Source organism: Ekhidna sp., assembly GCF_963691765.1.
Classification (GTDB): domain Bacteria; phylum Bacteroidota; class Bacteroidia; order Cytophagales; family Cyclobacteriaceae; genus Ekhidna.
Genome location: NZ_OY829375.1, coordinates 1,287,401 through 1,309,099, shown reverse-complemented (window position 1 = coordinate 1,309,099; position 21,699 = coordinate 1,287,401). Strand labels below are relative to the sequence as shown.

Here is a 21,699-nt window from a genome sequence, read left to right as displayed (position 1 = left end):
AGTAAAATTCTCAATGATTTGTACTCATATTTCTAAATTGCCAGCTTGATTTCTGAGCATTCAGTAATGGCTAAGAAGAATCAGGCAAAAACCAAGGCGATATATAAGAAACTCAATAAGCTTTTTGAGGAAAGTCCAACAATTGAGCTATCCGCAAAAAAAAGATGGGTGATCTTTTCTGATTTGCATATGGGTGATGGAGGATCCACGGATGACTTCAAAAGAAATTCTGAGCTTTTTAAGGCAGCACTTGAAGACTATTACCTAAAAAATGATCATGCATTAATTCTTAATGGAGACGTTGAGGAACTTCAAAGATTTCAGGTAAGCAAGATTTTAAATAAATGGAAAGAGATTTATGACCTCTTTAATGCCTTTAATGGGAAAGGTGATTTTTTCAAGACGATAGGTAATCACGATCTCGAGTTGCAGCTAATGAAAGACCTCCCTTTCAATTATGAGCATCATGAGGCATTAAAACTGAAATTTGGCAAGGATCATTTATTCGTTTTCCATGGACATCAGGCAAGTAAAAAATATCAAGAGCATAATGAGCTTATTGGTTTTACCTTAAAGTACTTTGCTAATCCATTGGGCATAAAAAGTTATTCTGTTTCTCATAGCAGTCAAAAGCAATACAAAATTGAAAAGCAGGTTTATGGTTTTTCTGCTTTTCAAAAAGTTGTCTCAATAATCGGTCATACACACAGACCTCTTTTTGAATCATTACATAAGGTTGACCGATTAAAGTTCAAGATAGAGCAACTTTGTAGAGATCACGTGATTGCCAAGAGTGACCAAAAAGAAGCAATTAAAAATGAAATAAAGGCGCAGAAAAAGGAATTAAAGACGTACTATCGTCAAAATAAGGGCCATAGTTTCCAGAGCTATGTTTACAACACTTTATTTCATATACCATGTGTTTTTAATTCTGGTTGTGTGGTAGGCAAACGAGGGATGACATGTCTTGAAATTGAAAACGATAAAATAAGACTTGTTCATTGGTTTGATAAAAACATAAGCAAGAAATACCTAAAGAAAGGTTATCATTCTGAACGTATCGGAGATACTGATTTTTATAGAATGGTAATCAATGAGGAATCACTTCATTACATATTCACCCGCATAAAATTCTTGTCATAATGTACAAATACTTCCTTTTACTGCTCTTGTCTCTGCTTTCATGCAATTACAAAAAAAATGAGTTGACATTGGATATTCAAGGTCATAGAGGTGCAAGAGGACTTGCTCCTGAAAACAGCATTCCGGGATTTATTCTGGCTACAGAATTAGGAGTGACAACCTTAGAGTTTGATTTGGTTGTTTCAAAAGACAAGCGTCTAATAGTCAGTCATGAGCCATTCTTCTCGCCTCACTTTTGCTTTGATAGTACAGAAAATGAAATTCCTGAAGATTCGGTAATTAATATTTATCAACTAACATATGATCAAATCCAAAAATTCGATTGTGGTTCAAAGGGAAATGATCGATTTCCAGATCAAGAACTGATGACTACCAACAAACCACTGTTAAATCATGTGATAGATAGTGTGGAGTCTTACGTGTCCTCAAAAAAATTACACTCAATGCGCTACAATATTGAACTCAAAACCACCAAGTCCACAGATTCAATTTTTCATCCATCTCCAGCAGAATTTTCAGACTTGGTATATGAGTTTTTGCTGAATAAGGATATTCTGGAAAAAGTAACTATTCAATCATTCGATTTTCGTACTATCCAATACTTTCATCGGAAGTATCCAGAGGTTAAGTTGGCACTCCTAATAGAAAATGAACTATCCTGGAATGAAAATATCGACTCACTTGGATTTAATCCAGAAATATATTCATGTTATTATCAACTACTTTCGCAGAAAAGTATCAAAGAAATTCAAGAAGCAGGTATGGAGGTTATTCCTTGGACCATCAATGAAGCTGCTGATATGCAACAATTGATAAGCTGGGGTGTTGACGGTATAATTACTGACTATCCAAATCGTGCGCTAGATCTAATCAAATAAGTAATGAGTAAAAAATATGATGTATGTGCCATTGGCAATGCCTTGGTAGATTATGAAATTGAAGTGGAAGATCAGTTTTTTTCTGAAAACGAGGTAGAAAAAGGACTGATGACGCTGGTTGACGAAGACAGGCAAAGTGATCTTCTTGCTAAAGTCGAAGGAAAGGTGAAAAAGAAGCAAGGTGGAGGATCTGCGGCAAACACTATTTTCGGACTTGCTGAATTTGGAGGGAAGGGATTTTATACGTGTAAAGTAGCCAATGATGTTGATGGTAAACTCTATACAAATGACCTATTAAAGGCGGGCATAGAATCCAACCTGGATTTAGAGAACCTTTATGAAGGTACGACTGGGAAATGTTTGGTCATGGTGTCTCCAGATGCGGAACGAACCATGAATACGTTTCTCGGCATAACTACTGATTTTTCGGAGCAGGAGCTGGACGAAGATGCAATCAAAAATGCTGAATATCTATTTATGGAAGGTTTCTTGGTTTCTTCTGCAACAGGCTTGGAAGCTATGAAAAAGGCAAAGCAAATAGCTTTAGAAAATAATGTGAAAGTAAGCTTAACCTTTTCAGATCCATCAATGGTAAAATACTTTGGAGATCAAATGAAAGAAATTGTTGGAGATGGTGTCGATTTATTATTCTGCAATATTGAAGAAGCAGAGTTGTTTGCGGGAGTAGAGGGATTGGAAGAAGCAAAAGAAGCTATCAGTAAGGTTGCAAAAGAATTTGTGATCACTAAAGGGAAAGATGGTGCTGTTGTATTTGATGGAACAGCTTATCATGAAATTCAGCCGTTCCCTACAAAGGCTGTCGATGCCACTGGAGCAGGAGATATGTTTGCAGGTGCCTTTTTATATGGCATCAATCATGGAAGAACCCACGCTGAAGCTGGAAAATTAGCGAGTGCAGCCAGCTCGGCAGTAGTATCCAAATATGGACCAAGACTCAATCAGAATCATATTAAAAATATTTTGACCCAAATTGATAAGTAATAAATCTGTCAAATCAGATACTAACTAGATTTTAAACCCTAATAAATATGCGAAATACCCTATACTTAATCTGCGCATTCGTAGTTCTTGGTGCATTTGCTCAAGAAAAGCGAATTGATTTTGAAGAGTATGACTTAGATAATGGATTACACGTAATCCTGCATCAGGACAACTCTACACCTATTGTTAATGTATCAGTTTTATATCATGTTGGCTCAAAAAATGAGCCTGAAGGTAGAACTGGCTTTGCACACTTTTTTGAACACTTAATGTTTGAGGGGTCTCCAAACATTCCAAGAGGCGAGTTTTTTAAAATTATCGAAAGTGCTGGAGGTCAATTGAATGCCAACACCTCCAATGACAGAACTTTCTATTATGAGACGTTACCTTCACATCAATTGGAGCTCGGTCTTTATATGGAATCGGAAAGAATGCTTCATGCAACAATTGATTCAGCTGGTGTTGCAACTCAAAAAGAAGTGGTAAAAGAAGAGAAGAGACAGCGAATAGACAATCAACCTTATGGATCAATTCTTGAAGAAACTTTTTCAAGAGTATTTGAAGGAACTGCCTACGCATGGACGCCTATTGGAACTTTCAAAGATATTGAAGCTGCAACTGAAGAAGATTTTGTTGACTTTTTTGAAACGTTCTACGTGCCTAATAATGCTACACTTTCAATAGCAGGAGATATTGATGTTGATCAAACAAAGAAACTAGTAGAAAAGTACTTTGGTGAAATAAAGAGAGGAACAAAAGAGATCCCTCGCCCAAATGTGAAGATGAAAAAGCTGGGCGATGTAAAAGCTGAGGTATTTGATAATATTCAACTTCCGGCCGTAATACAAGCCTATCAAATGGCAGAGCAAGGATCTGATGATTATTACGCAATGCAAATGTTGACAACTTTACTTTCTGGGGGGCAAAGTTCAAGATTTCAAAAAGAAATTGTAGACAATCAACAACTTGCTGTAGCAGCTGGGTCATTCCCATTCGCGCTTGAGGATGCGGGTGTATTCATCTCCTTCGGAATTCTGAATATGGGAAATACACCAGAAGATTTACAAGCAGCAATGGATATGGAAATTGAACGAGCCAAAAATGAACCAATCGATGATAAAGAGTTTCAGAAACTAAGGAATCAGATAGAAAATTCATTTGTTTCTTCGAACGGTTCAGTTACAGGAATAGCAGAAAGCTTGGCCAACTATCACGTATATTTTGGAGATGCAGATCTTATAAATAGTGAAATTGATCGATACATGGCGGTAACCAAAGAAGATTTGCAGAGAGTTGCAAAGAAGTACTTAGATCCTGCGAACCGAGTTCAGCTAGTGTATTTACCTAAGTCTGCTCAGCAACAGCCAGACGAAGAAAAGTTGGAAGATCAATAAACCTATAAAAGCAACAATTATGAAACTGAAAAATATATTAATGCTCGTTCTGACCATGGGAATGATAGGTGCTTTTGCACAGGTGGATCGAAGCAAATTGCCGGAGCCAGCTACTCCTCGACCAATTAGCATTGGAGACTATGAGTCGTTTGAGCTTAAAAATGGACTTAAAGTATTTATCATTGAAAATCACAAATTGCCGCGAGTAAGCTATAGCTTAATACTAGACAGAGAACCTGTAATGGAAGGTGATAAAGTTGGTATGCTATCAATGGTCGGTCAAATGATGCGAAGAGGTACTGAAACAAGAACCAAAGAGCAAATTGATGAAGAAATCGACTTCATTGGAGCTTCTTTAGGTGCTGGCTCTACTAGCGTATTTGCATCTGGATTATCCAAATACAATGAAAAAATATTGGAGCTGATGACAGATATAGCTTTTAACCCTACGTTCCCAGAAGAGGAGCTTGAAAAGATTCGAAAGCAAACGATTTCAAATCTGGCTTCTAATAAAGAAGATCCGGGAGCAATTGCTGCAAACCTTAATTCTGTTCTTGTTTATGGAAAAGATCATCCATATGGTGAAATCCAAACGGAGGAAACTACTAACAGCATATCAGTAGACGACCTTAAGGCTTATCATGCAAAGTATTTCAGGCCAAATATTGCTTACTTAGCAATCGTAGGAGATGTAAACCCTAAGGCAACAAAGAAGTTGGTCAAAACCTATTTCGGAAGCTGGGAAGAAGGCGATGTTGAAATGCCGACATATAATAAGCCGAAAACTCCAGAAAAAAATATGGTTGGCATCGTAAATAGATCTAATGCCGTACAATCAAGTATTAGTGTTACCTATCCTGTTGATTTAGAAATTGGTTCAGAAGATCAAATCAAAGCTCGTGTTATGAATCAAATTCTTGGAGGTTCTGGCTCTGCCAAACTGTTCATGAATCTGAGAGAGGATAAAGGCTATACATATGGAAGCTATTCTTCTTTGTCAGCGGATGAGCTAGTAGGAAGATTTAATGCAGGGGCATCTGTTAGAAATGAAGTTACAGATAGTGCTATCGTACAGATATTTTATGAAATGGACCAGATGAAAGAAGGGAATATTTCCGAAGAGGAGATGACACTGGCTAAGAATTCAATTTCTGGAAGATTCTCCAGATCTCTTGAACAGCCCTCTACAGTAGCAAACTTTGCTTTGAATACAGCAAGGTTTAATCTACCGGCTGACTACTATGCTACATATATTCAAAAAGTTCAGGCTGTCACTAAAGAGGATATCCAGGCAATGGCTCAGAAGTATTTGAAAACGGAGAATGCATATATCAATGTTGTAGGTAAAGCTGGTGATGTTGCGGAAAATCTTAAAAAATTAGGTCCTGTAACCTATTATGATACCTACGGAGATGAAGTTGATCCGTCTTTGATGAAGTTGCCTGATGGTCTTACTGTGGAGAAAGTGATTGCAAACTACAGAGATGCACTAGGAGGAGAAGATGCAATAAGTAAGATTAACAATGTGACTGTTAAAATGAGCGGTGAAATGATGGGGCGTACACTAGACATGACACAAGTGCAAGCAAAAGGCATGAAAACGAGTACTGTTGTTGGCATGGGCGGAATGACTGTAATGTCCAGCAAGTCAGATGGTATGACAGCGTCAATTTCTCAAATGGGGAATAAGCCTACATTGGACGATGCAACGATGGAAGAACAGATCATTGCAAATGCATTATTTAGTGAGCTAGGACTTAAAGAACTAGGAGCTAAACTAGAGCTTACTGCTGTTGAAGAGGTAAATGGTAATGATGCATATGCTGTTGAGATTACCCTATCCAAGGGTAGTAGCTATACTGTATTTTTTGATTCAGAGACAGGTTTAAAAGTGAGATATTCTAAAACCACTGAAACACCTCAAGGATCATTTACACAGTCAGTGGATTATATGGATTACCAGGAAGTAGACGGTGTTAAATTTCCATTTACACTAAAGCAACAAATGGGTCCTCAAAAAATTGATATGAAAGCTTCCGAAGTACTGGTAAATCAAGAAGTATCTGAAGACACTTTCAAAGTAGAATAAGTTAGAAATAATTAATTTCTGAAAATTTGCACAGAGGGCAAGGATTTATCTATCTTTGCCCTCCGTTTTTAAGAACGAAAAGAAATTATTGTGAAATGAGACCTTTATGGTCGAATTCCATGCGACAGCTGAATAAATACAAAACACATGAAAAGGACGTTTCAACCTTCAGTAAGAAAGAAGAAAAACAAGCACGGATTCAGAAAAAGAATGGAAAGTGTGAATGGTCAATCTGTGATTGCTAGAAGAAGAGCTAAAGGTCGTAAGAGACTTACTGTTTCTGACGATATCCACAAGAAGTAAAAACTGCGGCCTATGGGCCTAGCTAAATACAGTTTCTCAAAAAATGAGAAGCTGACAGGAAAGAAAAAAATTGAGGGACTATTTAAAAAAGGTTCCTCTTTTTATTTAGGTGACTTTCAAGTTCGTCACCTGCAGTCCGATGATGTCGGGCCAAATCAAATCCTTATTTCCGTTCCAAAACGGAATTTTAAACGCGCTGTAGATAGGAATCTCCTAAAGCGTAGAATTCGTGAAGCTTATCGATTAAATAAAGAGTTGATCCCCAATTCTTTTGAAACAAAGGGCCTTTACATAGGTTTCGTGTATCTTTCGAAACAGATTTTAACCTTTGATAACATTCAATCCCAACTAATCAAGTGTCTTGAACGTTTGGGTACTATCGATCAATGATTTAGGGGTTAACCCAGAAAGATATGAGTAGAAAAGCAAAAGTCATCCTCCCATTAGTAGTTGTTCTTTTAGTTCTTACAGCTGCAGTAAAGCCGTCAACTGACCGGTATTTCGAAATACTTAAGAACCTGGACATTTTTGCCACACTTTTTAAAGAAGTGAATTCCCACTACGTGGATGAAATCAACCCCACTACACTATTGAAATCTGGGATTGATGAAATGTTGGAAACACTTGATCCATACACCAACTATATAGCTGCTGATGACATAGAAACATATCGCATTATGACTACCGGCGAGTATTCTGGTATTGGAGCTGTAGTAGAAAGAAAAAATGGTGTTAGCACTGTAGTGATGCCATATGAAGGCTTTGCAGCTCATGAAGCTGGCCTTAGAGCAGGTGATGAAATTCATGCGATAAATGGAGTTCCTCTTGAAGGCAAAACCCAAGAAGAAGTTAGATTTCTAATGAAGGGCCAATCTAATTCTGAGATTACATTGACAGTAAAACGCTTTGGTCAAAGTGACATGTTTGATGTAAACGTAAAAAGAGAAAAAATAGCAGTTGATAGTGTTCCGTATGCAGGCATGGTTACTGATAACATTGGATATGTTAGACTCACTAGCTTCACTCAAAATGTAGGAAGATCCATAGGGATTAAAGTTCTTGACCTAATCGAACAGGGTGCAGATAAGATAATTCTGGACTTAAGAGGAAATCCTGGAGGATTGTTGCACGAAGCAGTTAATGTTTCAAACGTATTTATTGAAAAAGGGAGGAAGATTGTAACCCAAAAAGGTAAAATACGCGCGAATGATTGGACATATAATACGCTTAATGATCCAGTAGATTCCGATATCCCTGTTGTAGTTCTTACAGACAATGGAAGTGCGTCAGCCTCAGAGATTGTTTCTGGAGTGATGCAGGATTATGATAGAGGGGTTCTAATCGGAAGAAAAACTTTTGGTAAAGGACTTGTTCAAATCGAACGACCTCTTTCATACGATGCCGTAGTAAAAATTACAACTGCCAAGTATTATACTCCGACTGGCCGTTGCATTCAGGCAATTGATTATAGCAACCGCAATGCTGATGGGAGTGTAGGTAAAATCCCGGATTCATTAAAGAATGAGTTTTTCACATTAAATGGCAGGCAAGTATTTGATGGAGGAGGAATTGATCCAGATGTAGAAGTAGCGAGGTTAGAATTCGCTCCAATTACAACCAGCTTGCTCAGTGACGATCATATTTTTCATTACGCAACTGAATACTTCTATCAAAACGAAAATTTGAATCCAGAGTCTCCAAATGATCTTAGACTCAGCGATGCTGACTACAACGAATTTGTGAAATGGCTTTCTAAAAGGGACTTTGAGTACGATACTAGAGTTGAAAAAGAAACTAAAGATCTCATCAAAATCGCTAAAGAGGAGAAAAAATACGATAAGCTAAAATCTTATTTTGACAACCTTGAAAAGGCGACCCGTCATAATAAAGATGAAGATATCATCACTTATAAAGAGGAGATAACCATGCTTTTGGAGCAAGAAATTGCAGGAAGATATTTCTTCGAAAAGGGAATTATTGAATCCACCTTCGGCAAAGATCCGGATGTCCAGATGGCTGTTGAGATTTTAAATGATTCTGAAAGATATCAATCGATTCTAAAATCAAACTAATTGGCTTTAATTCTAAGTATAGAGACATCAACCATGGTGTGCTCCGTAGCACTTCATAGGGATGGTGAATTGCTTTCAAGTCAGGTTCATCAGGTAGAAAAATCACATTCATCACTCTTGCCTGGTATTGGCTTAGATATTTGTAAAGAAGCAAATGTTTCCTTTGAAGACTTAGATGCTGTTGCAGTATCATCAGGGCCAGGATCATACACAGGATTAAGAATAGGAGTATCAACAGCAAAAGGTATTTGCTTTTCTCTCCAAAAGAAGTTGATATCAATTCCATCACTTGATGTAATGGCAGAAGCCGTTCGTGGCAAGTTTCTTGGCAATCACTTGATTTGTCCAATGATGGATGCGAGAAGAATGGAAGTGTATACCCAAATAGAAGATCAGGATGGAGGATTTATTTGGGAGCTTGCTCCCAAAATTTTGGATGAAAATACATTTGAAGAATTCCAACAACCTCTTTATTTATTTGGTGATGGTATGCCAAAATTCAGGGAAATAGTAGATCAGGAAAATCTTATTTTTATTGACGATATCGTCCCACTTGCAGAAAATATGGGAAGAATTGCATTCGAGAAATTTCAAAAGGATGTCGTCGAAGATGTGGCCTACTTCGAACCCAACTATTTGAAAGAGTGGCGAACTACTACGCCTAAAAAGCAGTTGCTTTAATTATGGAGGAGATTGTAAATAGAGTAGCCAAAAGTCCATTGATATCACTGGACCTTGAAGATTATCTACATAAGGGAGATTGTGTTTTGTTTGATATAAAAGATCAACTTTTTCAAGGAATGATTCTCCGGGAGAAAAACTTAGAGAATTCCTCAAAGAAAATGACTGGAGTATTTATAAAGACAAAAACGTCGGTTTGATTTGTTCTGCAGATGCAATTGTTCCAACGTGGGCATACATGCTTCTTGTTACGAAACTAAGAGATCATGTAAATTCCGTCACGTTTGGAGACGAGCAAGCTGTAGAGAAAACATTGATAAATGATGCCATTAACAAGTGCATTGCTGACAATGATTTGGAAGGAAAAAAAGTAGTAATCAAAGGTTGTGGAAATGTGAAAAGTATTGAATATGCTTACACAACAATCACGGAGAAATTGCTTCCTTTGGTTAGTAGTTTAATGTATGGTGAGCCATGCAGTACCGTCCCTATTTATAAAAAAAGAAAATAACCTAGCGTGGATATAGAAACTCTTAAATACCCGATCGGTAAATACCAACCTCCTGCTGAAGTCACCGATGAAATATTTAGTCAATGGATTGAGACTTTAGCGACGCTACCAGAAAAACTTAAGAAGCTGGTAGGGAACCTTTCATATGATGAATTGGATATGAATTATCGTCCAGGTAGTTGGAGTATCAAGCAAGTGGTTCATCATTTGGCAGATAGCCACATGAACAGTTTCCTAAGGTTTAAATGGATTCTTACTGAAGAAAAACCAACGATAAAGACATATAACGAGGTAGAGTGGGCCAAAACGGCAGATGCAAATAATGAAGAGATTATGGAGTCAATAGAGATATTAGGCGGAGTGCATAACCGACTAATCATGCTCCTAAAGTCTTTGAATAACGATCAGAAGAAACGACCATTTGTGCATCCTGAGTATGGCGAAGAGTTTACGCTCGAATGGCTGATAGGTTTATATGCATGGCACTCTCGGCACCATTTGACCCATATCAAACAAGCCATCGAGATGGAAGGTGAGTTTACACCAGAAAAAGTAGCTGAATAAAAAAAACCCGATCTCTCGGGCTTCTTTCTTTAGATTAGTCAGGTTTAGTCTTTCTTCTTGCCGGATCGTTTACTTCCAGACCCAGCTATTGAACTTCTCATATCAGTATCAGCTTCGATGTTTTGGAATTTGTAGTAATCCATTACACCAAGGTTACCACTTCTAAAAGCTTCAGCAAGTGCTTTTGGTACTTCTGCCTCTGCTAGAATAACCTTAGCTCTAGCTTCCTGGGCTTTGGCTACCATTTCTTGTTCTTCAGCAACAGCCATTGCTCTTCTCTCTTCCGCTTTCGCTTCCGCCACTTTCAAGTCGGCAGATGCTTGGTCAGTTTGAAGCTTAGCACCAATATTGGCGCCTACATCTACGTCGGCAATATCAATGGAAAGAATTTCAAACGCAGTGCCTGCATCCAGTCCCCTTTGAAGAACTAGCTTAGAAATTTTGTCTGGGTTTTCAAGCACCTCTTTATGAGTTGCTGCAGAGCCCACAGAAGTAACGATTCCTTCTCCTACTCTTGCTAAGATGGTTTCTTCGCCGGCACCGCCAACTAATTGCTGAATGTTAGCCCTAATCGTTACTCTTGCTTTTGCAACAAGCTGAATACCATCAGCAGCAACCGCCGCAACAGACGGCGTGTTAATTACTTTCGGATTTACAGAAATCTGAACTGCCTCAAAAACGTCTCGACCAGCCAGATCGATTGCGGTAGCCTGCTTGAATGTCAGGTTAATATTTGCTTTATCTGCTGAAATTAAAGCTGTTATTACTTGAGGGACATTTCCACCAGCGAGGTAATGTGTCTCCAACTCTTGGGTTCTAAGCGGTCTAGCAGGACTTCCTTCTTCCTCTTGAATCGTTAATCCAGCTTTTGTCGCAGTAATAAGTGAATTAACTACAATTGATGGGGGAACCTTCCTAATTCTCATGAACACCAATTCTAGCAATCCTACGCGTACCCCTGAGAATATTGCAGTAATCCAAAGATTAACCGGTACGAAATATAAAAAAATGAAAAAGAGGATAATACCTCCAACAATGAACAAGACAAGCATTACACTGCCACCCATGATTTTAGTTGTTTACAGGTTGTACAAATATTTTTGAAGATTCTATTCTTAAGACTTCAATTTCAACATTTTCATTGACAAAACCACCATTGGAGCGGACTTCTATTTCATGCTCATCAAACATGGCCTTACCTACAGGTTTTAATGATGAAAGCGTTGTCCCTTTATCTCCTACATTTAACTCATGCTTAAATTCATCATCGTGTTTGCCTGTTACAGCTCCTTTGAGGGCAAACCTTTCCCAAGACTTACTCTTGAAGGCTAATACTAATGCTGCTATGTTTACTACTGCAGTAGAAAGGAGAATTACAGTTCCGGTACTTGCTCCATAATAATCATAGCCCAGATAAACACCATAAATCGAAAATACGAAGCCTAATATTCCAACCACAGTTGTACCTGGCACAAATATGATCTCAGCAATGATCAAAAAAGTGCCTAAAAGAATTAGTCCAACGATGGTTATCCAATCCATATCTTAATAAGCCTTAGCGAAGAGCACCCGCCCTTGAGATGGCTTTCCAGTAAAGATACACTTTCCTTCTTCCTTTTTCTGATCCAAAGGAATGCATCTAATGGTAGCCTTAGTCTCCTCTTTAATCTTATCTTCTGTTTCTGCCGTACCATCCCAATGTGCATAGACGAAGCCTTTTTCTACTAATTCCTTAAACTCATCATAAGTATTGGCTTCTTGTGAGTTTTCATCTCTAAAGTTTTTTGCTTTGTTGAAGATGTTTGACTGTATGTCTTCCAATAGGCCAGTTACATGATCAACAATTCCTTCAAGCGGCTGAAATGATTTCTCCTTTGTATCCCTTCTTGCAACTTCAACAGTACCTTTTTCCAGGTCTTTAGGTCCAATGGCTAATCGTACTGGGACTCCTTTTAGTTCGTATTCTGCAAATTTCCAACCTGGCTTATGTGTGTCTCTAGTGTCAAATTTTACAGAAACTCCTTTTTCTTTCAATTGAGCGACAATTGGGGACACAACTTCTTCAATTTGTGCTAACTGCTCATCTTTGAAATAAATAGGTACTATTACCACTTGAATTGGTGCAAGCTTAGGAGGCAATACCAATCCATCGTCATCAGAGTGAGCCATGATTAGTGCACCCATCAAGCGCGTACTTACTCCCCAGGATGTGCCCCATACCAGCTCTTCTTTTCCTTCTTTAGTGGCAAACTTCACATCAAATGCTTTCGCGAAATTTTGTCCTAAAAAGTGAGAAGTGCCGGCCTGTAATGCTTTTCCATCTTGCATCATCGCCTCGATACAAAATGTATCTACTGCTCCTGCAAATCGCTCACTTTCAGTTTTTACTCCTTTGATAACCGGGACGCCCATAAATTCTTCAACGAAGGTTGCATAAACATTTAGCATTTGGTTTGTTTCGTCTACTGCTTCTTGCTTAGTGGCATGCGCAGTGTGACCTTCTTGCCATAAAAATTCCGCAGTTCTCAAAAACAAACGCGTTCTCATCTCCCATCTCATCACATTTGCCCACTGATTGACCAAAATTGGAAGATCTCTATAAGACTGAATCCAATTCTTATATGAATCCCATATCACCGTTTCTGATGTAGGCCTAATGATAAGCTCTTCTTCGAGTCGAGCCTCAGGATCTACAACTACGCCTTTTCCTTCGTCATCATTTTTGAGCCTGTAATGAGTAACAACAGCACATTCTTTTGCAAACCCTTCAACATGATCAGCTTCTTTACTCAAAAAAGATTTCGGTATAAGTAACGGAAAGTAAGCATTTTCATGACCAGTGTCTTTAAACATCTGATCCAAGGTTTGCTGCATTTTTTCCCATATGGCAAAACCGTATGGTTTTATTACCATACACCCTCTGACGGGTGAATTTTCGGCCAAACCAGCCTTTTTCACTAGTTCATTATACCATAGTGAGTAATCTTCAGAACGTGATGGAATAGCTTTTGCCATAAGTCTTTTCTTCTTTTGGTATGGAGTTTGCTTTTATTGAGTTAAATTTCTAAGGATCGCAAATATAGCGGAGGTGTTGAACAGACAGCCCTTAGAGATCGTTTAAATAAAAAAAGGAGGTTCGTCATGAAGCATTATTTGAAAATTTTTCTTGTTATGATCTTAGGAGCTTCTGCGATAGTAGCTATCGGTCAGGAGAACGATGATCTGTATTTCACAAAAAAAGATCGAGTGAAGCAAAAGAAGAAGTTTACTGAGGCAACAAGCCAGTATGGCAATTCTCAGGCAAGCGATCAAATTTCTTATGCTGAAGATAATAGCCTAAATGACGATGAAAATTTGAGCTTTTTAGGAAGGCAATTCAAGGAAAGTAATCCTGTGCTAGATGAGACTTTTGTCAGTGAAGAAAGCTTGGAGTACTACAAGCCTGAAAAAACGCAAGAAGATTATCAGGTGGATAATGATTATGCGACTGATGGTCAATTTCAAAACTCAAATTTCAGCAATCCTCAAGAGACGTTTATCAATGAGCCTATCCCTCAACAGGTAGTTGTAAATAACTATTATAATGATAACTGGAACACATGGAATCAATGGAACCGCCCAAGATGGAGACTAGGATTCGGATGGAATAACTGGGGTGGAAATTTCTGGTCTGTTTCTTATGGTAATGCCTGGGGGAATCCTTGGTACGATCCTTTTTGGGATCCTTGGGGACCATCATGGGGCTGGAATGCCGGATGGGGTTGGAATTCATGGGCTTACAATCCTTGGGGATGGGGAGTAGGATTCAATTCAGTTTGGTGCCCTCCAGTTTATGGCAACTATTATGGAAGACCAGTTTATGTAGTTGATAGCGGTAGAAGAGGAAGAAATGTAGTAAGAGGTGCTAGAAGCTCCAGAGGAACTGTATCAACCAGAGCAAGTAGATCTTCATCAGGAAGAAGGGTTGCAGTTTCTAATGATTCTGGTAGTCGATCCAGTTCTAGTAGAACCAGTCGAGCAGATTACAGCAGACAGCAAGCGAATTACCTGAATCGTTCTAGATCTAGCAGAACTAGCGATGTTAATTCTAGAAACTCTGCGACTGTAAATTCAAGATCAAGATCTTCGAATGCCAATACGTCTTCACGATTTAGTTCTGGCAATAGATCAAATTCGAATTCTAACAGCAATGTTAGCAGACCGAGCAATAGCTCAAGAAACAGAAGTTTCTCTCCTCCTTCATCGAGGAGTAGCAGAAGTTCTTCAGCGAGACCATCATCTGGTTCGTCAAGAAGATCAAGCGGATCTGTAGGGAGATCGAGTAGATCTTCTGGATCAAGATCATCAGGATCCCGATCATCAAGTAGATCCAGTTCTGGAAGAAGAGGTAGAAACTAGCAAATAGAAATTAATGATCAAGAAGTTTATAATACTGACACTGTTCGTGTTTGGCAGCATAGGTGTATCTCATGCACAGTATTTTGGAGATGCATTACGATTTAGTGGTAGCAACTATGGGTTGGGAAGCACAGCAAGAATGCAGGCAATAGGTGGTGCTCAAATAGCTTTGGGAGGAGACATTAGCTCTGCCGTATCTAACCCTGCTGGTTTGGGGTTTTTCAACAAAGGGGTATTTGTTTTCACTCCTTCCATGGATTTCATTAGTGCGGATACCGAATATGGTATACTGAATAATGGAAGTGTTCAGTTTCAAGGATCTGAAGAGACATTTAGAAACAACTTCAATTTTTCAAATATTGGTGCAGTCATCAATTTTACTAAAGGGAGGTTTACGGAAGATAAATTCAAAGGTGGATCACTGGCAATAACACTCAATAGAAGTAATACTTTTCATATGACTAGGACATATGAAGGAGAGAATGGATTTAACTCTATTGTAGATAATATTCTGGCAGATGCAGGATCATTAAGTACAAATCAATTGAATGAACTAGGATTTGCGGCTTTTGACCAATTTCTAATTACTCCAGTCGATGGAGGATATGATGCATTTGTAGGTGGCTTTCCAGTTCAGAGAGAAATCATAAAAGAGCGAGGCTCTCACTATCAGATGAATGTAGCTTGGGGAGGCAACTATGACGATGTATTATATTTTGGAGGTGGAATGGGAATTCAGTTTTTGAATTATAAACAAGAGCGATCCTATGAAGAATTTGATTTCCTACAAGGAGGATCTGATTTAGACTCTTTGAACGCAATTTTTGTTGATGATCAGATTGATGTTAGAGGCCGAGGAATCAACTTCAATATAGGCTACATCTACAGGCCAGTTGACTTCATTACTATCGGCATGAGCTATACATCTCCAACATTTATGTCTTTAGATGAAGAGAGCTTTATTGACTTGGAGGCCGATTGGGATTCTGGAGTTTCTTATACAGAAACTGTAGATGGGGAAACTACTACATATGATCTAACGAATAGAGCACCCTATCAGAGTGATCTTTTTGTGAACAATTATAAGCTTCGAACTCCATCTAAAGTGGCGGTTGGGCTTGCAGCTTTCATTGGGAAAAGTGGTTTTATAACCGGTGATTTAGAGTTTGTTGATTACACGAGAGCAAACTTAAATTCTGATGATTTTTCTACTTCTTTAGATAATGACTTGATAGAAAATTTATATGAATCTGTGCTCAACATAAGAGTGGGTGGCGAGTATCGAATTGATAACTTTCGCTTAAGGGCGGGTTATGCTTATTTACCTGATCCAATCAAAAATTCCAACTTACTGGATCGTACAGACTTAACTTTTGGCTTTGGCTATCGCACGTTTGATTACTTCCTGGATTTTGCTGTGGTATCAACGAAAACCAATCAGGAAGCTGCCCCATATTTTTCAGAATTGAATCAGCCATTAGGTAGATCTGACATTAGAAGGACTTCTGTGGCGGTAACCTTCGGGCTTAATTTTTAGCTAAAAATTTCAAGAACTTCTTTGTATACCTGGATGGTATGATCAGCTTGATTGTACCATCCTTTCCTTTTTCTGTATAAATCTTTTAAGGAATTTGATTTCATCAGTGGGCGCGTAGTGTCTAATACCAGCCTTTTTTCTATCTCTGAAATAGGAGTGTCGATGTATATTACTTGCCCTGCTCTTTTCATGATTTCTAGATTATCAAAAAAGCAGGGAGTACCTCCTCCAGTAGCCATTACAAATGAATCTAAATCACCAATAACTTTGTCTAACTGATGTTTTTCAAGCTGTCGGAAGTGGGCTTCTCCTTTCTGTTCGAAAATGTCAGAAACAGAAAGCTTTAGATCCTTTTCAATATCTTGATCTAGATCTACAAATTGAATTCCTAAGTGCACTGAAAGATCCAAACCCATTGTGGTTTTTCCTGCACCGGGAAGCCCTATCAGGAAGATCTTTTGACTCACTGTTGATTTAGGATTTTGATTACATCATCACCAAGAGGAGTGTCATTGTAATGCCACTTTGCAAGGACGACCCCATCTTTTAAAAGGATTACTCCAGGATTAGATCTAACCATCGTCTTTAAAACTGTCGCATCTGCGAAATAATATGGAGCACCCAATTGATTTGAATGTCTGAAAGCTTCAAATTTTTCATAACCCGAAGAAGTTAAAATCCAGGTGTCAAACCTTGGGTTCTCGTAGGTCAAGTTTCTTAAGCGATCTATTTTTTTTAAGGACGTTTTTTCAATTTGATGTACGATGATTACCAACTTGACCCCCGATAGGAGATCTTCAGTATATTCATTGTCTCCATTCCAAATACTTAAATCCGTGATTTTAGCAGCAGCATCTGGATTTGTAAGCTTGGCTTCTACGTAGGTATATCCTTCATCTGTAGGGTATGTTTCGAATTCAAACTCCTCTCCATCTTTTTCCATGATATAGACATACTTCAAAGGGGCTGAGTTTTCCATCAAGGAAGGAAGATGATTGCCAACTTTATAAGCTCTGAAATCGATAAAAGGCAGATGCTGAATGGCATATATTGCTATTATCACAAATATGATTGTACTACTAATTATTTTGATGTGACCCAATTTGGCACTTAGCCATTCATTATAGCTGTCTTTCTTCCAGAAGATGACTCCTATCAATACCAATAAAATGATGTCTTTATAAAATGACTGCCAAGGAGTAAGTTTAATTGCATCGCCAAAGCATCCACAATCAGTTACCTTATTAAAATATGCAGAATAGAAAGTTAGGAATGTAAAGAATACAATCATGGCGAGTAAAATCCATGAAGTAATTCTCATTCTATATCCTATGATCAATGCTATTCCAAGCACCACTTCAAGCACACTTAAAAAGACGCTCAAGAACAGTGCTGCCGGTACAAACCATTCAAAAAATGGTGCTATATCGGACGCAAATACTTGAAAATATTCCTCTAGCTTAATGGCTGTTCCGACAGGATCATTGACTTTAATTATTCCTGAAAAAATGAATAGTGCGCCAACAGCGTATCGAGCAAATTCCTTTACAATTTTCATAGTTCCTTCAGTTTTATAAGACAGAACACCGAATAGTTTATCATATCTTGATAGTTGGCATCAATGCCTTCGGAGATGAGCGTTTTTCCTGCATTGTCTTCAATTTGTTTTACTCTCATCAATTTCATCAAGATGATATCTGTCATAGAACTCACTCTCATTTCGCGCCATGCTTCTCCGTAATCGTGGTTTTTAGCGGAAAGTAAATTCATTGTATCTAGTGCTACTTTATCATATTTTGGCTCCAGTTTAGAGAATGGAATTTCCATCTCTTCAGTTCCATTAAGTTCCATTTGAATGATAGCAATAATGCAATAGTTGATAATTCCGATGAACTCATTGCTGATGTCTTCGCCAACTTTATTTTCACCTTTTTCCTGTATAGATCTAATTCGCTGTGCTTTAATAAATATTTGGTCTGTGATAGATGGGAGTCTTAAGATCCTCCATGCAGTACCATAATCTTTCGTTTTTTTAGCAAAAATCTCTTTGCATTCAGAAATGATCTCTTTGTATTGCTGCTCGGTTTCTTGTCTCATGTAATTTTACTCACCAATTGAGAGTTAACATTCAAATTTGTCTCTATAAAGTCAGTACCTGAATTTTGGCTCTGCGACTATTTACAAGACAGGCAAAACTAATTCATTGAACACCAAACATACCATCAATGTCAAAGGAGAAATAATTGACCTATCCTCACCTAAGGTAATGGGTATAATTAACGTCACTCCTGACTCTTTTTTTACTCAAAGTAGAAAGGCTAGCTTGGCGGAGGTCTTGAAAACTTCGGAGAATATGTTAAAAGAGGGCGCTACTTTCTTAGATATTGGTGGCTATTCGTCTCGACCTGATGCTGAGAATATATCAGAAGAAGATGAGATTGATCGGATCATCCAGCCTATTGAAGCAATAAGAAAAGAATTTCCAAACGCCATCATATCTGTAGATACTTTCCGTTCTAAAGTAGCGAAGAAAGCAGTTGAATTTGGTGCTGATATGGTTAATGACATCTCAGGAGGGAATTTGGATGAAGATATGCTAACCATGGTGGCTGAATTAGGGGTTCCATATGTAGCGATGCATATGAAAGGCAATCCTCAGACCATGAAAGATTTAACTAAGTATGATGATCTTTTGACGGACTTAATGAAATATTTCTCTTCAATTCTAAATCGTTGCAACCAGTTAGGGATAAAAGATGTCCTAATAGACCCTGGATTCGGATTTGCCAAGACCGCCGAACAGAGTTTTGAGATAATGAAAAAACTTGATCATCTTCATTACCTTGATAGACCGTTGTTGGTTGGTGTGTCACGTAAGTCTATGATCTATCGAACACTGAATTTGACCGCTGAAGAAGCTTTGAATGGCACAACGGTATTAAATACCGTAGCTTTGTTAAAAGGTGCTGCCATACTTCGTGTACATGATGTAAAAGAAGCTTACGAAGCAGTAGAACTTTTAAATCACCTGAATTGACACTTGCATTTCAAATAGGGTTTTTAGATATAAGCTGGAAGGATGCATTAGACATTACTTTGGTGACGATTCTATTGAGTCAGGTTTATAAACTGATGAAAGGAAGTGTTGCTATCAAAGTATTTGTTGGTTTCCTGGCTATCTATTTGATATACCTAGTAGTAAGTGCGCTTCAAATGGAGCTGTTAAGTACTATACTTGGTCAGTTTATGGGTGTTGGAGTGTTAGCTGTAATTATCCTATTCCAACAAGAAATTCGAAAATTCCTGTTGCTCGTTGGACGTACCAATATTTTTGAAGAAGGTAAATTTTTCACTAGTGTAAGATTCTGGACTCAAAACGGCAATGTAAAGCGGGCAAATATTACCCCAATTGTAGAAGCGGTAAAATCGCTAGCAGGGTCTAGTACTGGAGCGCTAATCGTCCTTTCTGAAGATTCTCCGCTTAAATTTTATGCGGAATCAGGAGATGTGATGGATTCTCTATTATCTAAGCGTCTTCTTTTGGCAATATTCAACAAGTATAGTCCTTTGCATGATGGAGCTGTAATTGTTCATAAAGACAGAATTGTAGCTGCTCGTTGTATACTTCCAGTGACAGAGCAAGAGATTTCTGCTCAACATGGACTTAGACATAGAGCAGGACTTGGGATGTCAGAGAATACGGAGACATTTGTAATTGTTGTTTCCGAAGAAACAGGGCAAATCTCAGCCATGCAAAATGGTGAGATTATGCATAATATTTCTGCTCAGGAACTCCGCAAGCAAATCAATAAGTATCTACACGAGCCAAAAGATCAGAAAAAGGAGAAGGAGAAAAAAGAGGCAGAAGTTGAAATCAAAGAAGAAGTTGCATAAAAAATCCCCACAGATACGTGAGGATTCTAAAGTGTTTCTTGCTTAGCTAATAACTCCTAGTTCCTTACCCACTTCGGTAAATGCTTCTATCGCCTTATCTAAATGATGTCGCTCATGTACAGCAGATATTTGGACTCGTATTCTAGCCTCACCTTTTGGGACTACTGGGAAGTAGAATCCAATCACGTAGATTCCTTTTTCAAGAAGTTTGGCTGCCATTTCCTGTGATAGCTTTGCATCATATAGCATGATTGGTACTATTGGATGTTCACCAGGTTTGATATCAAAGCCGGCAGCGGTCATTTGCTCTCTAAAGTACTTGGTGTTGTCTTCTAATTTGTCGCGTAATTCAGTAGTCTCACTTAGCATGTCTATTACTGCAATTGAGGCTCCTGTTATCGAAGGCGCGAGTGTGTTAGAGAACAAATATGGTCTTGAGCGCTGACGTAGTATATCAACTATTTCCTTTCTGGCAGCTGTAAACCCACCAGAAGCACCACCCAAAGCTTTCCCCAAAGTTCCAGTGATAATATCTACTCTATCCATGCAATCTCTGTATTCATGCACGCCTCTTCCTGTTTTACCCACAAATCCAGTAGAGTGACATTCATCAGTCATCACTAGTGCGTCATATTTATCAGCCAGGTCACAAATTTTGTCTAGCTGTGCGATTGTTCCATCCATGGAGAATACGCCATCAGTAACAATGATTTTGACTTTTGCCTCCGAAGCAGCCTTGAGTTGCTCTTCCAAATCTGCCATGTCATTGTTTTTATACCTGTATCGCTTTGCCTTACATAATCTAACTCCATCTATGATGGAAGCATGATTTAAAGAGTCAGAGATGATTGCATCTTCAGGTCCAAGTAGGGGTTCAAAAACTCCTCCATTTGCATCGAATGCTGCAGCATAAAGAATAGTGTCTTCCATACCAAGGAATTCAGATATTTTTTGTTCTAATTCCTTATGAATATCCTGTGTACCACAAATGAACCTTACTGAAGACATACCAAATCCATGAGTGTCGATCGTGGCCTTAGCTGCCTCTATTACTTTGGGGTGAGATGACAATCCCAAGTAATTATTTGCACAGAAGTTTACTACTTCTGATCCATCTTGAAGTGTGATGTCTGCAGACTGAGGTGATGCAATTATTCGTTCCTTTTTATATAAACCTGCTTCTTTAATTTCTTCTAGCTCTTGTTCTAATCTTGGCTTTAATGATTTGTACAT

At 38.3% G+C, this 21,699-nt stretch carries 21 protein-coding genes and 1 pseudogene; 15 read left to right on the top strand and 7 right to left on the bottom strand.

Annotated elements, in window-relative coordinates; genetic code table 11:
- Window positions 1-66 precede the first annotated feature (66 nt).
- From ACY650_RS06125 to ACY650_RS06075, 11 genes and pseudogenes are all read left to right on the top strand, one after another.
- Window positions 67-1,143, top strand: coding sequence for a metallophosphoesterase (locus ACY650_RS06125; RefSeq protein ID WP_462252794.1), 1,077 nt, complete (start codon window positions 67-69; stop codon window positions 1,141-1,143).
- Window positions 1,143-2,021 (top strand): glycerophosphodiester phosphodiesterase family protein, encoded by an 879-nt coding sequence (locus ACY650_RS06120; protein WP_462252792.1) that lies wholly within the window; start codon window positions 1,143-1,145, stop codon window positions 2,019-2,021. Before ACY650_RS06125 ends, ACY650_RS06120 begins: the two co-directional genes overlap by 1 nt.
- Before the next feature lie 3 nt (window positions 2,022-2,024).
- On the top strand, window positions 2,025-3,023 hold the full coding sequence (locus ACY650_RS06115) for an adenosine kinase (RefSeq protein WP_462252790.1): 999 nt from the start codon (window positions 2,025-2,027) through the stop codon (window positions 3,021-3,023).
- Window positions 3,024-3,070: 47 nt separating this feature from the next.
- Complete coding sequence (locus ACY650_RS06110; protein WP_462252788.1) at window positions 3,071-4,417, top strand: M16 family metallopeptidase; 1,347 nt, start codon at window positions 3,071-3,073, stop codon at window positions 4,415-4,417.
- A 19-nt stretch (window positions 4,418-4,436) separates the two neighbouring features.
- Window positions 4,437-6,506, top strand: coding sequence for a M16 family metallopeptidase (locus tag ACY650_RS06105; protein WP_462252786.1), 2,070 nt, complete (start codon window positions 4,437-4,439; stop codon window positions 6,504-6,506).
- A 147-nt stretch (window positions 6,507-6,653) separates the two neighbouring features.
- A complete protein-coding gene (gene rpmH, locus ACY650_RS06100; protein ID WP_089356556.1) occupies window positions 6,654-6,809 on the top strand; it encodes a 50S ribosomal protein L34 in 156 nt (51 codons plus the stop codon).
- A gap of 12 nt (window positions 6,810-6,821) precedes the next feature.
- Window positions 6,822-7,199 (top strand): ribonuclease P protein component, encoded by a 378-nt coding sequence (rnpA, locus tag ACY650_RS06095; protein ID WP_462252784.1) that lies wholly within the window; start codon window positions 6,822-6,824, stop codon window positions 7,197-7,199.
- Window positions 7,200-7,222: 23 nt separating this feature from the next.
- On the top strand, window positions 7,223-8,881 hold the full coding sequence (locus ACY650_RS06090; protein ID WP_462252782.1) for a S41 family peptidase: 1,659 nt from the start codon (window positions 7,223-7,225) through the stop codon (window positions 8,879-8,881).
- Complete coding sequence (tsaB, locus tag ACY650_RS06085; protein ID WP_462252780.1) at window positions 8,882-9,562, top strand: tRNA (adenosine(37)-N6)-threonylcarbamoyltransferase complex dimerization subunit type 1 TsaB; 681 nt, start codon at window positions 8,882-8,884, stop codon at window positions 9,560-9,562.
- 2 nt (window positions 9,563-9,564) lie between these two features.
- Window positions 9,565-10,073 (top strand): annotated as a pseudogene (locus tag ACY650_RS06080) (DUF2480 family protein).
- A gap of 6 nt (window positions 10,074-10,079) precedes the next feature.
- Window positions 10,080-10,637, top strand: a complete 558-nt coding sequence (locus tag ACY650_RS06075) for a YfiT family bacillithiol transferase (RefSeq protein WP_462252778.1) — start codon at window positions 10,080-10,082, stop codon at window positions 10,635-10,637.
- 44 nt (window positions 10,638-10,681) lie between these two features.
- Here the strand turns inward: ACY650_RS06075 and floA are convergent, their stop codons facing one another.
- The 3 genes from floA to proS are packed head-to-tail and all read right to left on the bottom strand — an operon-like array spanning window position 10,682 to window position 13,652.
- Window positions 10,682-11,704, bottom strand: coding sequence for a flotillin-like protein FloA (gene floA / locus ACY650_RS06070; protein ID WP_462252776.1), 1,023 nt, complete (start codon window positions 11,702-11,704; stop codon window positions 10,682-10,684).
- A gap of 4 nt (window positions 11,705-11,708) precedes the next feature.
- Window positions 11,709-12,179: an NfeD family protein gene (locus ACY650_RS06065; RefSeq protein WP_462252774.1), complete on the bottom strand. Its 471-nt coding sequence runs from the start codon at window positions 12,177-12,179 to the stop codon at window positions 11,709-11,711.
- A 3-nt stretch (window positions 12,180-12,182) separates the two neighbouring features.
- Window positions 12,183-13,652 (bottom strand): proline--tRNA ligase, encoded by a 1,470-nt coding sequence (gene proS / locus ACY650_RS06060; RefSeq protein ID WP_462252772.1) that lies wholly within the window; start codon window positions 13,650-13,652, stop codon window positions 12,183-12,185.
- A gap of 156 nt (window positions 13,653-13,808) precedes the next feature.
- On the opposite strand from proS, the gene ACY650_RS06055 reads away from it, so the two are divergent.
- Window positions 13,809-15,035 carry a hypothetical protein gene (locus tag ACY650_RS06055; RefSeq protein WP_462252770.1) on the top strand — a complete coding sequence of 409 codons (1,227 nt, stop codon included), beginning with the start codon at window positions 13,809-13,811 and terminating at the stop codon, window positions 15,033-15,035.
- A 13-nt stretch (window positions 15,036-15,048) separates the two neighbouring features.
- The gene (locus ACY650_RS06050; RefSeq protein ID WP_462252768.1) at window positions 15,049-16,572 is read left to right on the top strand and encodes an OmpP1/FadL family transporter; all 1,524 of its coding nucleotides are present in this window, start codon (window positions 15,049-15,051) and stop codon (window positions 16,570-16,572) included.
- Here ACY650_RS06050 and ACY650_RS06045 read toward each other — a convergent pair.
- The 3 genes from ACY650_RS06045 to ACY650_RS06035 are packed head-to-tail and all read right to left on the bottom strand — an operon-like array spanning window position 16,569 to window position 18,669.
- Complete coding sequence (locus tag ACY650_RS06045; RefSeq protein ID WP_462252766.1) at window positions 16,569-17,039, bottom strand: shikimate kinase; 471 nt, start codon at window positions 17,037-17,039, stop codon at window positions 16,569-16,571. The two genes, ACY650_RS06050 and ACY650_RS06045, sit on opposite strands and share 4 nt — an antisense overlap.
- Entirely contained in the window at window positions 17,036-18,130 is a 1,095-nt protein-coding gene (locus ACY650_RS06040; protein ID WP_462252764.1) for a BT_3928 family protein, read from the bottom strand. The genes ACY650_RS06045 and ACY650_RS06040 overlap by 4 nt, the downstream gene beginning before the upstream one ends.
- Window positions 18,127-18,669: a DUF1599 domain-containing protein gene (locus tag ACY650_RS06035; protein WP_462252762.1), complete on the bottom strand. Its 543-nt coding sequence runs from the start codon at window positions 18,667-18,669 to the stop codon at window positions 18,127-18,129. The genes ACY650_RS06040 and ACY650_RS06035 overlap by 4 nt, the downstream gene beginning before the upstream one ends.
- Before the next feature lie 106 nt (window positions 18,670-18,775).
- Between ACY650_RS06035 and folP the strand changes: the two genes are divergently transcribed.
- Both folP and cdaA read left to right on the top strand, forming a co-directional pair.
- Complete coding sequence (folP, locus tag ACY650_RS06030) at window positions 18,776-19,609, top strand: dihydropteroate synthase (protein WP_462252760.1); 834 nt, start codon at window positions 18,776-18,778, stop codon at window positions 19,607-19,609.
- On the top strand, window positions 19,606-20,466 hold the full coding sequence (gene cdaA, locus ACY650_RS06025; RefSeq protein WP_462252759.1) for a diadenylate cyclase CdaA: 861 nt from the start codon (window positions 19,606-19,608) through the stop codon (window positions 20,464-20,466). The genes folP and cdaA overlap by 4 nt, the downstream gene beginning before the upstream one ends.
- A 42-nt stretch (window positions 20,467-20,508) precedes the next feature.
- On the opposite strand, the gene kbl is transcribed toward cdaA, so the two are convergent.
- On the bottom strand, window positions 20,509-21,699 hold the full coding sequence (gene kbl / locus ACY650_RS06020) for a glycine C-acetyltransferase (RefSeq protein ID WP_462252757.1): 1,191 nt from the start codon (window positions 21,697-21,699) through the stop codon (window positions 20,509-20,511).